We start from the raw sequence: 14,680 nt of genomic DNA, 5'->3' as shown, positions 1-14,680 counted from the left end.
ACCGGCAGGACGGGCCCTACCGGCGGATCGCCCCGGCGCGTCCGTGCAGCGCGGCCCGGTCGGCGGCGGCCCGTCCGGCCGCCCAGCCGACGCCGTCGCTGACCCGCACCCGCTGCGAGACCAGCTTCGGGAACAGCCGGCCGATCTCCTCGTCCACCGCCTCGGAGCGGGCGGCGAGCGCGGGCAGCAGCCGCTCGTCGGGCAGCAGCTGCTCCTCGGTGCCGTCCTCGCGCAGGTGTCGGCCGGCCGCGGCGGCGCTGGTGGCGCGCTCGGTCGCGGCGGTCAGCCGCTCACGGATCCGCGCCGCGTACGCGACCAGGAAGGACTGCCGGAACGCCTTGCTGCGCGAGTCCTTGCGGGAGCCCGCCTTGTTGAGCGCGTGGGTGGCCTGCACCAGCAGCGAGGTGTAGAGCAGTTCGACGCCGTCCAGGTCGCCGTCGAAGCCGACCACGGTGCAGAAGCCGAACTCCTTGGCCCACACCACCCGGCACCGGTTGGCCGCCGCGACCGCGTCCAGCAGCATCGTCTTGGGCCCCTCGTACGGGTTGTCCACCCCGATCCGCAGCGCCGCCGGGGTGTCGCGGTCGGCGCCGGCCGCGGCCAGCAGCGCCTCGTCGATGCTGTGCTGGGCCATCAGCTGCTGGGCCTTGGCGGTCAGCGCCTCGGCCTCCTCCGGGTACTCGGTGGACTCGGCCTTGGCCAGCAGCGCCCGGATCCGCGCCAGCATCCGCGGCTCGCCGGTCACCGGCGCCGAGCGCTGCCCCCGGACGGCCTGCCCGGGGGCGGGCCCCACCGGGGCGATCGGCGGCAGCCGGCCCCAGGTGCGCAGCAGCTCCAGGACGGCGGTGGCGAGCGCGAAGCGGTCCAGCCGGTGCCGGTGGGCGAAGGCGCCGAGGTACTCCTCGTCGCCGGACCACCAGACCTCGGTCTCCAGCTCGCGCAGCTGCTCCCGCCAGCGCCGGTCCAGGGCGGCCGCGGGGTGGCGGCGGCCCTCGGCGGCGATCAGGTCCACCGCGAGGGCCAGGTGGACGGGCTTCAGCTCGCGCCGCACCACCCGGGCCAGGTCGGCCGGCCGCCAGCCGGCGGACCAGCAGCGGCCGACGGCGGTGTCCGCGTGGCCGAGCACGGCCTGGCTGACCTCGGGCCACTGCCCGGTCGAGGCGGCCAGCAGCGAGGCCCCGGTGTCCAGGGCGATGTCCAGTGCGTCCTCCGGGGCCGTCAGCACCGACCGCACCGCCTGCTCCAGCAGCGGCCCGGCGGTCCCGGCCTGCTGCGCGCGCTTGCCCACGGTGTGTCCCTGCTCTCCTCGACGGTCCGGCCTCCTGCCCATGATGCCGGAGCCGCGGCGGGAACCGTCCGGCGCGCGGGCCGGCACGGTGGCGTTCCCGGGGCCCTCGGCGTTCCCGGGGCTCTCGGCGTTCTCGGGGCCCGCTCAGCGCTCGATGGCCTTGGCCAGGATCTCCGGCGTGCGCTCCAGCAGCCGGCCCGCGGCCATCCGCACGCCCAGCGTGGCGACCAGGGCGCCGTACAGCGGGCCGATCAGCAGCACCGGCCAGCTCGGCCCGTCCGAGACCAGCGCCCAGGCGAGGTAGCCGCCGACCGGCAGCGCCAGCACCGTGACGCCGAGCATCGAGCCGAACTGGTTGAGCAGGATCAGCCCGCCCTGCCCCGGGGCGGCGTTGCGCATCGGGTTGCTGTCGGCGGGCATGGTGTAGGGCGCCAGCACGCTGAACATCGAACCCAGCGCGATCCCGCAGCCGAGCAGCGTCAGCGCCAGGCCGAGCGCGGACGGCAGCTCGCCCCACCGGCCGGTGACGGCCGCCAGCACCAGCCCGAGCGCCACCGTCACCGGGACGGCGTACGAGAGCACTGCGTACGCCCGGCCGCGCAGCTCGGACCGGGCGTCGGCCGGGGTGCGCAGGGTGGCGGCGACCATCCAGAACGCCGAGCCGTCCATGCCGAACAGGTTGAGCATCTGCAGCCCGAGGAACACCCCGGTCATCGCCAGCAGGTAGACGCTCGCCCAGCCCTGGACCATCGACAGCACGCAGATCACCAGCGTCATCCCGATGCTGGTGAACAGGGCGGCCTTGGCCCGCGGCTCGCGCCAGGCGTACCGCAGGTGGCGCTGCATCACCGCGCCGGTCCGGCCCCGGGGCAGGAAGCGCCAGCCGCGCGGGTTCTGCACCCCTCGGGCCACCTCCAGGGTGGAGGAGTCGGCGGTGACCATCAGCTCCTGCAGGCTCCGCCGCCACCAGCGCAGCAGCAGCGCCAGCAGCACGGCGGCCGCGGCGAGCTGGAGCAGCGCCAGCCCGTACCGGCCCTCGGCGGCGGTGCGCGGCGCGTCCGCCGCGCTGATCGGCGGGATCCAGCGCAGCACCGAGGCGATCGGCTTCAACGGGCTGAGGTCGATCGGGCCGCCCCGGCGGCCGAGGATGCTCTGCGAGCCGACGTTGGCGACCTGCACCAGCAGCGCGAAGGCCAGCCCGCCGAAGATCGCGAAGTCCTTGCCGCGCCGGCTGGAGAGCATCCGGGCGTTGCCCGCCGCGACCGCCCGGGAGAGGGTGACCAGGCAGAGCACCGCGAGCGGCACACCGAGCACCGCGACCGCGGCCGAGGCGCCGCCGGCCGCGCCGGCCAGCACCGCGCCGATCGCCAGCACCAGGCTGATCAGCGGCCCCGGCCCGATCAGCGCGGCCAGCAGCGAGCCGCGCAGCAGCGGGCCGGGCCGCAGCGGCAGCATGGTCAGCCGGGTCGGGTCGGCGCTCTCGTCGCTGGAGAAGAGGAACAGCGGCAGCGCGGCCCAGCCCAGGGTCAGCACGCCGAGCAGCATCACCCCGGCGTCGCCGGAGCCCGCGTAGCGCCCGTTCAGCGCGCTCATGGCGACGGCGACACCGGCCGCGAAGGCCAGGCCCACGACGCCGCCGATCACGTAGACGGTGGTCCGGCCGGGGCTGCGCCGCAGACCGTTGCGCAGCAGCCGCAGCTTGAGCGCGACCAGGGCGCGGACCACCGTCCGCCCGTCGGGCACCGAGGGACCGCTCACCGGGCGCCCCCGGGCTGCCCGCCGCCGAGCCAGCCGAGCGCCTGCCCGTCGTCCTCGCGCACGCCGATCAGTTCCAGGAAGGCCTCGTGCAGGCTGCGCCCGCCCCGTACGGCGTCCAGCGGACCCTGGGCGATCACCCGGCCGGCGTCGACCACGGCGACCCAGTCGCAGAGCTGCTCGACCAGCTCCATCACGTGGCTGGAGAAGACCACCGTGGAGCCGGCCGCCGCGTACCGCTTGAGCACGCCGCGGATGGTCTGGGCGGAGACCGGGTCGACGCCCTCGAAGGGCTCGTCCAGGAACAGCACGTCCGGGTTGTGCAGCAGCGCCGCGGCCAGGCCTATCTTCTTGCGCATGCCGGTGGAGTAGTCGGCGACCAGCTTGTCGGCGTCCCGGCCGAGGTCCAGGACGGCCAGCAGCTCCTCGGCCCGCCGGTCCACCTCGGCCCCGGGCAGGCCGCGCAGCCGGCCGGTGTACTGGAGCAGCTCGCGCCCGCTGAGCCGCTCGAACATCCGCAGGCCCTCGGGCAGGATGCCGATCCGGGCCTTCACCGTGACCGGGTCCGCCCACACGTCGGTGCCGTGCACCAGGACGGTGCCCTGGTCGGGCCGGAGCAGCCCGGTGACCATCGACAGCGTGGTGGTCTTGCCGGCGCCGTTCGGCCCGACCAGGCCGATGAACGCCCCGGCCGGCAGCTCCAGGCTCAGCCCGGCCACCGCGGCCTGGGTGCCGAAGTGCTTCCAGAGCCCCCGGATGCTGACGGCGGACGGGGTTCCCGGCCCGGGGAGGTCGGAGGACGGCGGCGCTGACGCCTGCATGGCGGCCTTCTCTGCTCGTGGTGGTGGAGGGGGAGGACACCGTCGTGCGGAAGCCCCCGGGGCTCAGCCTGTCACTGCTCGAACAGGCTGTCGCCCGAGTTGAGCATCCCCTGAGCACATCAGCCGAACGGGTGAGGCACGCCGACCGGCACCGCCTTCCCGGCGACTACTGGTCCGATTTGGCAACTACTCAGTCCGTTCGTTCGTCCTGCACTATGAGGGAGCAGTGACGTGCGCGGGGGTGCCGCGCTACCGGGAGGTGGCGGATGTCCGTACAGCCATGGGGCGAGGCCGGTTCCGGCCACCCGCCCGGCAAGCGGCCGACGGGAGGCTGGCAGCCGGCGCCCGCGGTCTCGCCGCAGGCCGCGATGAGGGCGGGCCACGCGGACCGGGACCGGACGCTCGACGTGCTCAAGGCCGCGTTCGCCGAGGGCCGGCTCTCCGTCCAGGAGTACGAGCAGCGCCACGAGGCCGTGGCCGCCTCGCAGACCTACGGCCAGCTGGCCGCGCTGGTGGCGGACCTGCCCTCCGGGCCGATGACGGCCCCGCCGGCCGTCGTCGCCACGCCCGTTCCGGCCACCTTCATGGCCGTCCCGCCGCCCCGGGCCCGCCCCACCAACGTGCTCGCCGTGGTCTCCCTGGTGGCCAGTCTGGTCGGCCTCTCCGCGCCCGCCGTGGTCGTCGGTCACATCGCCCGCTCGGAGATCCGCCGCCGCGACATGGACGGCGACTGGGCGGCCGTCCTCGGCCTGGTCGTCGGCTACCTGGGGTGCGCGTTCTGGACGCTGCTGATCCTCATCGGCATCGCCTGAGGATCACTCGGTCGAGTGACGTCACGGTGGTCGGCCCTTCTTCCCGATGGGGCCTTCCACAGGTGGAGGACCTATGATGCCCGGGGCTGCCGCCGTGCACCCGGAAGCAGTACGTTCTCCGTCACCGACCGATGCCGACGGGCCGGGCGGGCCGAGCGAGCGACCACGAGCTGAGGACCGTGCCAGTGACAGTCAGTGCCCAAGAGGCCTCCAGGATCCCGCCGATCGGAGGGCGTTCGCTGATCCGGGGATCCGCCGGCCGCTCCGTGGCCCGGCTCCGGACGTCGGCCCCGGCACTGCTCGCGGGCGAGGCCCTGATCGCCTTCGGGGCGGCCCTGGTGCTCCCCGTGATGGCGAGCGGGTTCCACATGGACCCGCTGGACCGGATCGCCCAGGTGAGCGGCCTCGCCGCGCTGCAGCTGCGGTTCGCGCTCATCGGCTTCCTCCTGCTCGGCGCGGTCGTGCTCGCGTGGCGCTTCCGCTCGGGCCGTCACTTCGGCCTGGCGGCCCGGTTCTCCGCGGCCGCCATCGCCGGCCTCGCCAGCGGCTTCGTGGCGGCCGGCGCCGTGATGGCGCTGCTCGGCACGCCCTGGCCGATGTTCGGCATGAACGGTGACAGCCAGCGCATCGTCGACTGGGCCCACGCCGTGGTGAACGGCCAGCCCTCGGGCTCGCCGGTCTATCCGCCGGCGCCGCTCTACACCCTGGGCTTCTACGCGGAGCTGTTCCGCGACGGCAACACCGCGTACGCCTTCAAGGATCTCCAGATCCTCGGCGCCGCCGCGTTCGGCCCGCTGGTCTACCTCTCGTGGCGCATGCTGCTCAGCCCGGTCCGGGCCCTGGCCTTCGGCGTGCTGCCGGCCTTCGCGCTGATCGACGCCTACAAGCCGTACAGCCAGACCGTGCTGGTGGTCCTGGTGCCCGTGCTGGTCGCCGTGGTGGTGCACCTGCGCCGGAGCGGCACGGACGGCTGGCGGCTGCTGCTGGTGAAGGCGGCCGGCTTCGGCGCGCTGCTGGGCCTGATGTTCCTCACCTACTCCGGCTGGTTCCTGTGGAGCGCCATCGGCGTGCTGGTCGCGGCGCTGATGTACTTCCCCTGGCACGACGACCGGCGCAAGGGCCTGGTCTACCTCGCCACCACCGTGGTCGCCTTCCTGCTGGTCTGCGGCAGCTACCTGGTGACCATGCTGACGGAGGGCCAGGACACCAAGGACTCCAACTTCCGGTTCGACAACTTCACCGACCCGGCGTACTTCCTGATGTGGCGCACCGACATGCCGGGCAAGGTGGGGGACTGGCCGATCCCCGGCGAGTTCGGCGGCATGGACCTGTTCGCCGTGGTGATGTTCGTCGCACTGGGCGCCGCCCTCTGGCTCGGCATCCGCAAGCCGGTGGTCGTCACCATCAGCTGCATGTTCGCGAGCGCCTGGGTGATGCGGATGTTCATCGCCTCGCACATGTACGAGACGCAGACGGTCCAGCTCTACACCCGGACCAACAACCAGCTGCTCTACTGCGGCCTGCTGCTGTGCGCCCTGCTCGTCCACCTGCTCTCGCTCCGACTGGCCGAGCGCCGTCGGATCGCGGAGGCGGCGGAGGCCGCGGGGACCGGGGGACTCGCCGGGACGCCCCTGCCCGGCCCGCAGGCGGCCGTGATCGGTACGCTGTTCGCTCTCCTCTTCCTGTTCGGTACGGTCTCGTCGTCGATGTCGGACCGCTACCTGCCGGCGAAGGAGAACACCTACCGCATCCTGCCGTGGGTGTCGCACACCATGCAGAACCTCGACGGCAGCTGCCCGAAGTTCGCGCCGGGTGGGCAGTGCTCCAAGACCGGTGACCAGTCATGGCTCAGCATGATCAAGTAACCAGTTCCCGCCCATGAGCCCGAACTGACCCCGAAGGCCCAATCCTGATGATGATCACTGCCGTCAAGAGCCTCGCCGACCGGCTCGTCTCCTCGCCGAGGCGCCTGTGGATCGTGTCGTTCGCGATCCTGTTCGCCCTGAGCGGGGCCTGGTCGATCGCCACCCCAGTCGGCGCCTCGCCGGACGAGCACGCCCACCTGATCCGGGCGGCGGCCGTCGCCCGCGGCCAGGTCGAGGGCCGGGAGGTCATGGTCCCGCACCTGGTGGGCGGCATCGAGGGCCAGTTCGCCGAGACCGGGGTCGAGCTCCCGCGGATCTACCAGGACCTCAAGGACGTCAACTCCTGCTACGTCTTCAAGCCCGAGACCCCGGCCTCCTGCGCGCCGCGGCTCATCGACCGGCCGGGGGAGACCCTGGTGACCACCGCGGCCGGCCGCTACCACCCGGCGTACTACTTCGCGGTGGGCTGGCCCAGCCTCCTGGTACCCGGGGCGAAGGCCTTCTACCTGATGCGCCTGATGTCGGCGCTGATCTGCTCCGCCCTGGTGGCGAGTGCGGTGGTCTCGGCGGCGGAGTGGCGGCGGCGCTCCTTCACCCTGCTCGGCGTGATCACCGCGGCCACTCCGATGGCGCTGTTCCTGTTCGGAATGGTCAACCCCAGCGGCCCGGAGATCGCGGCGGGCATCCTGGTCTGGAGCGCCGGGCTGCCGATGCTGATGAGCCCGGACCCGCACCTGCTGAACCGCCGGCTGGCCCGGCTGGGCATCGGCGCGCTGGTGCTGATCAGCATCCGCCCGCTGGGCCTGATCTGGTTCGCCGGGGCCCTGTTCTTCGCGCTGCTGCTGAGCCAGAAGGGCGCGGTGCGCGAGGTGCTCCGCCGCAGGGTGACCTGGCTCTGGGGCGGCCTGGCGGCGGCGGGGGCCATCGCGGCCCTGGCCTGGTCGTCGAGCCACCCGGACAACTCGGTCATCAACACCCCGAGCGACCTCACCCCGCTGGCCGCGGCCCGGAAGACCTTCGACTTCGGCCTGCTGTACATGAAGCAGATGATCGGCTACTTCGGCTGGCTGGACGCCGAGGCGCCGGCCGCGACACTGCTGGTCTGGTGCGGCGTCGCGCTCGCCCTGGCGATGTTCGCGCTCTGCTACGCCCGGGTCCGGGACGTCCTGGCCGTCGTCGGCGTGATGGTCGGCATCGTGGTGATACCGATAGCGGCACAGGCCATGCAGGCGCGCCAGCTGGGCATGATCTGGCAGGGCCGCTACCTGCTGCCGTTCGCCGTCGGACTGCCGATCCTGTGCGCCGCGGTCTGCCACGAGCGGCTGCCCTGGGGCGGTTTCGCCTGGCGCCGGCTGCTGGTGATCGCCGGCTTCTCGCTGTCCCTGGTCAACGCCGCGGCCTTCCTCTGGGCGCTGCGCCGCAACACGGTCGGCTCCACCGGCCCGCTGCTGATCAACCCGGCCCACTGGTCCCCGCCGGGCACCTGGATGCTGTGGCTGGCCGTGTACACGGTGGCCGCGCTCGCGCTGGGACTACTCACGGCGGTGTCGGACAACCGGGACCGCCCGCTGCCGGAGTCGGCCCGGGCGGCCGCCGGCGGCGCGGCGCAGGATCCGCCCCGGCTCGCCGGGGCCCACGCGGAGGCGTAGGGTCGCGGTGCGGGGGCTGCCCGGTTGTGGTAAGGAGCCCCGCCCCGGCCCGGTTCCCGGCCCGCTTTCGGTGCAAGCCCCGCGACCTGCGGCGTTGCATTTGTTTTGACCGCGCCCCATGCGCTAGGTACGCTCTGACCTTGTGCCTGGGGTGTCCCCGGGTCCTTGTGCGTGCATGCACACCGGTCGCCGCGCCGAGCCGGAGCGCTTCCCAGCGCGCCGCGCGTAGAGCGCCGTCGCTGTACATCAGCCATGGGATTCCGTGTCGTAACAAGCCCAACACACCCGACCGCGTGGGTCGACCACGGGGCCGTGTGCGAGGGAGACACCGCAGGTTAGTTCCACCAAGCCTTGGCACACAGAAAACGGAGAAACGGTGCCTACGATCCAGCAGCTGGTCCGAAAGGGCCGGCAGGACAAGGTCGAGAAGAACAAGACTCCCGCGCTGAAGGGCTCCCCGCAGCGCCGTGGGGTCTGCACGCGTGTGTACACGACCACCCCGAAGAAGCCGAACTCGGCTCTCCGCAAGGTCGCCCGTGTGCGCCTCACCAGCGGGATCGAGGTCACCGCTTACATCCCGGGCGAGGGCCACAACCTGCAGGAGCACTCCATCGTGCTGGTGCGCGGTGGTCGTGTGAAGGACCTTCCTGGTGTCCGCTACAAGATCATCCGCGGTTCGCTCGACACCCAGGGTGTCAAGAACCGCAAGCAGGCCCGCAGCCGCTACGGCGCCAAGAAGGAGAAGTAAGAATGCCTCGTAAGGGCCCCGCCCCGAAGCGCCCGGTCATCATCGACCCGGTTTACGGCTCCCCGGTCGTCACCCAGCTGGTCAACAAGATCCTGCTGCACGGCAAGCGCTCCACCGCCGAGCGGATCGTCTACGGCGCCCTCGAGGGCGTCCGTGAGAAGACCGGCTCGGACCCGGTCGTGACGCTGAAGCGCGCGCTGGAGAACGTAAAGCCGGCCCTCGAGGTCAAGTCCCGCCGTGTCGGTGGCGCGACCTACCAGGTTCCGGTCGAGGTCCGTCCGGGCCGCGCCAGCACCCTGGCGCTGCGCTGGATGGTCGGTTACTCCCGCGCCCGTCGCGAGAAGACCATGACCGAGCGCCTGATGAACGAGATCCTCGACGCCAGCAACGGCCTGGGCGCTTCCGTGAAGCGTCGCGAGGACACCCACAAGATGGCCGAGTCCAACAAGGCCTTCGCGCACTACCGCTGGTAGTCCGTACCCCGTCACTAGACAGAGAGAGAACGAGCCACCATGGCTGCAACCTCCCTTGACCTCGCCAGGGTCCGCAACATCGGGATCATGGCGCACATCGACGCGGGCAAGACCACCACCACCGAGCGGATCCTGTTCTACACCGGTGTCTCGTACAAGATCGGTGAGGTCCACGATGGCGCTGCCACCATGGACTGGATGGAGCAGGAGCAGGAGCGCGGCATCACGATCACGTCGGCCGCGACGACCTGTCACTGGACGGTCGACGACGTCGACAACACCATCAACATCATCGACACCCCGGGCCACGTCGACTTCACCGTCGAGGTGGAGCGTTCGCTGCGCGTGCTCGACGGTGCCGTGACGGTGTTCGACGGTGTCGCCGGTGTCGAGCCCCAGTCCGAGACCGTGTGGCGGCAGGCTGACCGCTACGGCGTCCCGCGCATCTGCTTCATCAACAAGCTGGACCGCACGGGCGCGAACTTCTTCTTCTGCGTTCAGACCATCGTGGACCGCCTCGGCGCCACCCCGCTGGTCATGCAGCTGCCGATCGGTGCCGAGTCGGACTTCCAGGGCGTTGTCGACCTGGTCCGCATGAAGGCTCTGGTCTGGTCCGCCGAGGCCGCCAAGGGCGAGATGTACGACATCGTCGACATCCCGGCCGAGCTGCAGGAGCAGGCCGAGGAGTACCGCGAGGCGCTCATCGACACTGTCTCGAACGTCAGCGACGAGATCATGGAGCTCGCCCTCGAGGGCGAGGAGATCCCGGTCGAGCTGCTGCAGACCGCGATCCGCAAGGGCACCCTGAACTCGGACTTCACCCCGATCTTCTGCGGTACCGCCTTCAAGAACAAGGGCGTTCAGCCCCTGCTCGACGCGGTCGTCAAGTACCTGCCGTCCCCGCTGGACATCGAGTCCATCGAGGGCACCAAGCCGGGCGACGACACCGTCAAGATCTCCCGCAAGGCCTCGGACGACGAGCCGCTCGCCGCGCTCGCGTTCAAGATCATGTCGGACCCGCACCTCGGCAAGCTCACCTTCGTCCGGGTCTACTCGGGCCGCCTGGAGTCCGGCACCTCGGTGCTGAACGCCGTCAAGGGCAAGAAGGAGCGCATCGGCAAGATCTACCGCATGCACGCGAACAAGCGTGAGGAGATCGACTCGGTGGGCGCCGGCGACATCATCGCCGTCATGGGCCTGAAGCAGACCACCACCGGTGAGACGCTGTCCGACGAGAAGAACCCGGTCATCCTGGAGTCCATGGACTTCCCGGCCCCGGTCATCCGCGTCGCGATCGAGCCCAAGTCCAAGGGTGACCAGGAGAAGCTGGGTGTCGCCATCCAGCGTCTCGCCGAGGAGGACCCGTCCTTCCAGGTCAACACGGACGAGGAGACCGGCCAGACCATCATCGCGGGTATGGGCGAGCTGCACCTCGAGGTGCTGGTCGACCGTATGCGCCGTGAGTTCAAGGTCGAGGCCAACGTCGGCAAGCCGCAGGTCGCGTACCGCGAGACCATCCGCCAGGCGGTCGAGCGCATCGACTACACCCACAAGAAGCAGACCGGTGGTTCCGGTCAGTTCGCCAAGGTGCAGATCGCGATCGAGCCGCTCGAGCAGGCCGAGGGCTACGAGTTCGTCAACAAGGTCACCGGTGGCCGCGTTCCGCGGGAGTACATCCCGTCGGTCGACGCCGGTTGCCAGGAGGCCATGGAGTTCGGCATCCTCGCCGGCTACCCGCTGCAGGGTGTCCGCGTGAGCCTGCTGGACGGTCAGGCGCACGACGTCGACTCCTCCGAGCTCGCGTTCAAGATCGCCGGTTCGATGGCCTTCAAGGAAGGCGCGAAGAAGGCCAAGCCGGTCCTCCTCGAGCCGATGATGGCCGTCGAGGTCACCACGCCCGAGGACTACATGGGCGACGTGATCGGCGACATCAACTCTCGCCGTGGCCAGATCCGGTCCATGGACGAGCGTCACGGTGCCCGCGTCGTCACGGCGCTGGTGCCCCTCTCCGAGATGTTCGGCTACGTCGGTGACCTGCGCAGCAAGACCTCTGGTCGCGCGAGCTACTCGATGCAGTTCGACTCGTACGCCGAGGTTCCGAAGAACGTGGCGGACGACATCATCGCCAAGGCCAAGGGCGAGTGACGTCCCGATAATCGGGACGATAGCGAAGCCTTAGGCTATTCGGAGGCAACCCGGGAGGATCCGGTCGGATCCTCCCGGGTTACCTCCGGCCCCCCCACCAGCGGGACGGCACGGGATGTCCTCCGGACAACCCGCACCAAAACCGATCAAAGACCAACTGACGTCAGCACGGCGTACAGGAACTGTCCTCAGGAGGACTCAGTGGCGAAGGCGAAGTTCGAGCGGACGAAGCCCCACGTCAACATCGGCACCATCGGTCACATTGACCACGGCAAGACCACGCTGACCGCGGCCATCACCAAGGTGCTGCACGACGCGTACCCGGAGATCAACCCCTTCACGCCGTTCGACCAGATCGACAAGGCGCCGGAGGAGCGGCAGCGCGGTATCACCATCTCGATCGCGCACGTCGAGTACCAGACCGAGGCGCGCCACTACGCCCACGTCGACTGCCCGGGTCACGCCGACTACATCAAGAACATGATCACCGGTGCCGCCCAGATGGACGGCGCCATCCTGGTGGTCGCCGCCACCGACGGCCCGATGCCGCAGACCAAGGAGCACGTCCTCCTGGCCCGCCAGGTCGGCGTTCCGTACATCGTCGTCGCCCTGAACAAGGCCGACATGGTGGACGACGAGGAGATCCTGGAGCTCGTCGAGCTCGAGGTCCGCGAGCTGCTCTCCGAGTACGAGTTCCCGGGCGACGACCTGCCGGTCGTCCGCGTCTCCGCGCTGAAGGCGCTGGAGGGCGACAAGGAGTGGGGCGAGAAGCTCCTCGGCCTGATGCACGCGGTCGACGAGGCCATCCCGACCCCGGCCCGCGCCGTGGACCAGCCGTTCCTGATGCCGATCGAGGACGTCTTCACGATCACCGGTCGTGGCACCGTCGTCACCGGTCGTATCGAGCGTGGCATCCTCAAGGTCAACGAGACTGTCGACATCATCGGCATCAAGGAGACCAAGACCACCACCACGGTCACCGGCATCGAGATGTTCCGCAAGCTGCTCGACGAGGGCCAGGCCGGTGAGAACGTCGGTCTGCTGCTCCGTGGCATCAAGCGCGAGGACGTCGAGCGCGGCCAGGTCATCATCAAGCCGGGTTCGGTTACCCCGCACACCGACTTCGAGGCCCAGGCCTACATCCTGTCGAAGGACGAGGGTGGCCGTCACACCCCGTTCTTCAACAACTACCGCCCGCAGTTCTACTTCCGTACCACGGACGTGACCGGCGTCGTGACCCTCCCCGAGGGCACCGAGATGGTCATGCCGGGCGACAACACCGGCATGACGGTCGCGCTGATCCAGCCGATCGCCATGGAGGAGGGCCTGAAGTTCGCCATCCGTGAGGGTGGCCGCACCGTCGGCGCCGGCCAGGTCACCAAGATCATCAAGTAATCTGATGATCTGACCTGCCTGCCTCGTACAGGCTCAGTCCGAAGGGCCTCGCGCACCGCACGGTGCGCGGGGCCCTTCGGCGTCTCATGGGCACTTCACCGGAGCGTGCCTCCTTTCACCGGCCGCTCATCGCAGACTGTTATGGTCGGGCGACCATCCAGCCCCGGCCGTCGTGGAAAGTGGGACCAACGCATGTCAACGGCACCGCTGTTGTCGGTCGTGATGCCTGTCTACAACGAGCAGGAGGCGCTCCCGCTGACCGTCGAACGGCTGCGACCGATCCTCGACGGGCTCGGCGTGGCGTACGAGGTGGTCGGCGTCGACGACGGCAGCACCGACGTCACCCCGGTGCTGATGCAGAAGATCCGCCAGGACTGGCCGGAGTTCCGCATCGTCCGCTTCGCCCGCAACTCCGGGCACCAGGCCGCCCTCACCGCCGGCCTCCACCGCGCCGTCGGCGACTACGTGGTCTCCATCGACGCCGACCTCCAGGACCCGCCGGAGAAGATCCCCGAGATGCTGGCGCTCGCCCGCGAGCAGAACCTGGACATCGTCTACGGGGTGCGCGGCGACCGCGGTACCGACACCTTCTTCAAGCGGCACACCGCCGGCGGGTACTACCGGCTGATGCGCCGCCTGGTCGGCAAGCGGATGCCCAACCAGGCCGGCGACTTCCGGCTGCTCAGCCGGGCGGCGGTGGACGCGCTCAAGGCGATGCCCGAGCACCAGCCGGTCTACCGGCTGCTGGTGCCCTGGCTGGGCTTCCCCAGCGGCGAGGTGGTCTACGTGCGCGAGGAGCGGGTCGCGGGCACCAGCCACTACCCGCTGTCCAAGATGGTCCGGCTCGCGTTCGACAGCGTCACCAACTTCTCCGCGGCCCCGCTGCGGCTGGCCACCTGGCTCGGGCTGTTCAGCTTCCTGGTGTGCATCCTGCTGGCGCTCTACACCACCGTCGCGTACGCGGTCGGCTCCACCGTGCCGGGCTGGTCCTCGCTCTTCATAGGGATGCTCTTCATCGGCGCCGTGCAGCTGGTCTGCGTCGGCCTGCTCGGCGAGTACGTCGGCCGGATCTACTCGGCGGTCCAGGCGCGGCCCGCGTACTTCGTCGGCTACGACTCGGCCGAGGAACCGGACAGGTACGGTGCGGGCGGGTGAGCGAGAGCCTCTCCACGGACCGGGACGAGCCCGCCGAGTCCGCCGAGGAACCCCGGCCGGTCCGTCGGCAGCTGCCGTCCTTCCTGGTCATCGGGGTGCTGAGCACCCTGCTCTACCTGGTGCTGTTCGTCCTCCTGCGGCCGGTCACCTCGTCGCAGGCGGCCAACCTGGTGGCCCTGGCGGCCAGCGCGGTGGCCAACACCGCGGCCAACCGCCGCTTCACCTTCGGCATCACCGGCTCCCGGGGCGCACTGCGCCACCACCTCCAGGGCGCGGTCGCGTTCCTGATCGGTCTCGGCCTGTCCAGCGGCGCCCTGGCACTGCTGGACGTGGCGGTGCCGCACGCCTCGCGGACGGTCGAGGTGGCCGGGCTGGTGCTGGCCAACGGCCTGGCCACGGTGGTCAGGTTCGTGCTGGCCAAGGTGTGGGTCTTCCGGGCGCACTGAGCCGGCGGGGCGGAGACGACGGAGGGGGGGCGGGCCGGGGGGCCCCCCCCCCCCCCCCGGGCCGCGGCGGGTTATTCATGGCGGCGGGGGAGGGGTTTGGGCATAGGTAGGGGTGGTGCGGGGGGCCG

The 14,680-nt window shown here is 70.8% G+C and carries 12 protein-coding genes; 9 read left to right on the top strand and 3 right to left on the bottom strand.

What is annotated here, in order from left to right; genetic code table 11:
• Positions 1 to 16 precede the first annotated feature (16 nt).
• From ABZ449_RS08610 to ABZ449_RS08600, 3 genes are all read right to left on the bottom strand, one after another.
• Complete coding sequence (locus ABZ449_RS08610) at positions 17 to 1,288, bottom strand: DUF2786 domain-containing protein (RefSeq protein WP_360342365.1); 1,272 nt, start codon at positions 1,286 to 1,288, stop codon at positions 17 to 19.
• Between the two features lie 144 nt (positions 1,289 to 1,432).
• Complete coding sequence (locus ABZ449_RS08605) at positions 1,433 to 3,046, bottom strand: transporter (protein ID WP_360342362.1); 1,614 nt, start codon at positions 3,044 to 3,046, stop codon at positions 1,433 to 1,435.
• Complete coding sequence (locus tag ABZ449_RS08600) at positions 3,043 to 3,864, bottom strand: ABC transporter ATP-binding protein (protein WP_360342359.1); 822 nt, start codon at positions 3,862 to 3,864, stop codon at positions 3,043 to 3,045. Before ABZ449_RS08600 ends, ABZ449_RS08605 begins: the two co-directional genes overlap by 4 nt.
• Positions 3,865 to 4,130: 266 nt before the next feature.
• On the opposite strand from ABZ449_RS08600, the gene ABZ449_RS08595 reads away from it, so the two are divergent.
• The 9 genes from ABZ449_RS08595 (at position 4,131) to ABZ449_RS08555 (ending at position 14,552) form a co-directional block, all read left to right on the top strand.
• Positions 4,131 to 4,676: a DUF1707 and DUF4190 domain-containing protein gene (locus ABZ449_RS08595; protein WP_360342356.1), complete on the top strand. Its 546-nt coding sequence runs from the start codon at positions 4,131 to 4,133 to the stop codon at positions 4,674 to 4,676.
• Between the two features lie 266 nt (positions 4,677 to 4,942).
• Complete coding sequence (locus ABZ449_RS08590) at positions 4,943 to 6,541, top strand: hypothetical protein (RefSeq protein ID WP_360342353.1); 1,599 nt, start codon at positions 4,943 to 4,945, stop codon at positions 6,539 to 6,541.
• Positions 6,542 to 6,588: 47 nt separating this feature from the next.
• Complete coding sequence (locus ABZ449_RS08585) at positions 6,589 to 8,190, top strand: DUF2142 domain-containing protein (protein ID WP_360342350.1); 1,602 nt, start codon at positions 6,589 to 6,591, stop codon at positions 8,188 to 8,190.
• A gap of 376 nt (positions 8,191 to 8,566) precedes the next feature.
• A complete protein-coding gene (rpsL, locus tag ABZ449_RS08580) occupies positions 8,567 to 8,938 on the top strand; it encodes a 30S ribosomal protein S12 (protein ID WP_014144289.1) in 372 nt (123 codons plus the stop codon).
• A gap of 2 nt (positions 8,939 to 8,940) precedes the next feature.
• Positions 8,941 to 9,411, top strand: coding sequence for a 30S ribosomal protein S7 (rpsG, locus tag ABZ449_RS08575; protein WP_030055803.1), 471 nt, complete (start codon positions 8,941 to 8,943; stop codon positions 9,409 to 9,411).
• A gap of 39 nt (positions 9,412 to 9,450) precedes the next feature.
• On the top strand, positions 9,451 to 11,556 hold the full coding sequence (gene fusA, locus ABZ449_RS08570; RefSeq protein ID WP_360342347.1) for an elongation factor G: 2,106 nt from the start codon (positions 9,451 to 9,453) through the stop codon (positions 11,554 to 11,556).
• A 201-nt stretch (positions 11,557 to 11,757) separates the two neighbouring features.
• Positions 11,758 to 12,951 (top strand): elongation factor Tu, encoded by a 1,194-nt coding sequence (tuf, locus tag ABZ449_RS08565; protein WP_326846505.1) that lies wholly within the window; start codon positions 11,758 to 11,760, stop codon positions 12,949 to 12,951.
• A gap of 192 nt (positions 12,952 to 13,143) precedes the next feature.
• Positions 13,144 to 14,106, top strand: a complete 963-nt coding sequence (locus ABZ449_RS08560; RefSeq protein WP_360342344.1) for a glycosyltransferase family 2 protein — start codon at positions 13,144 to 13,146, stop codon at positions 14,104 to 14,106.
• Positions 14,103 to 14,552, top strand: a complete 450-nt coding sequence (locus tag ABZ449_RS08555) for a GtrA family protein (protein ID WP_360342341.1) — start codon at positions 14,103 to 14,105, stop codon at positions 14,550 to 14,552. The genes ABZ449_RS08560 and ABZ449_RS08555 overlap by 4 nt, the downstream gene beginning before the upstream one ends.
• The last annotated feature ends 128 nt before the right edge of the window (positions 14,553 to 14,680 follow it).

Source organism: Kitasatospora sp. NPDC005856, assembly GCF_040629945.1.
GTDB lineage: Bacteria > Actinomycetota > Actinomycetes > Streptomycetales > Streptomycetaceae > Kitasatospora.
The sequence above is the reverse complement of the archived record's forward strand: the minus strand, read 5'-3'. Positions and strand labels throughout refer to the sequence as shown.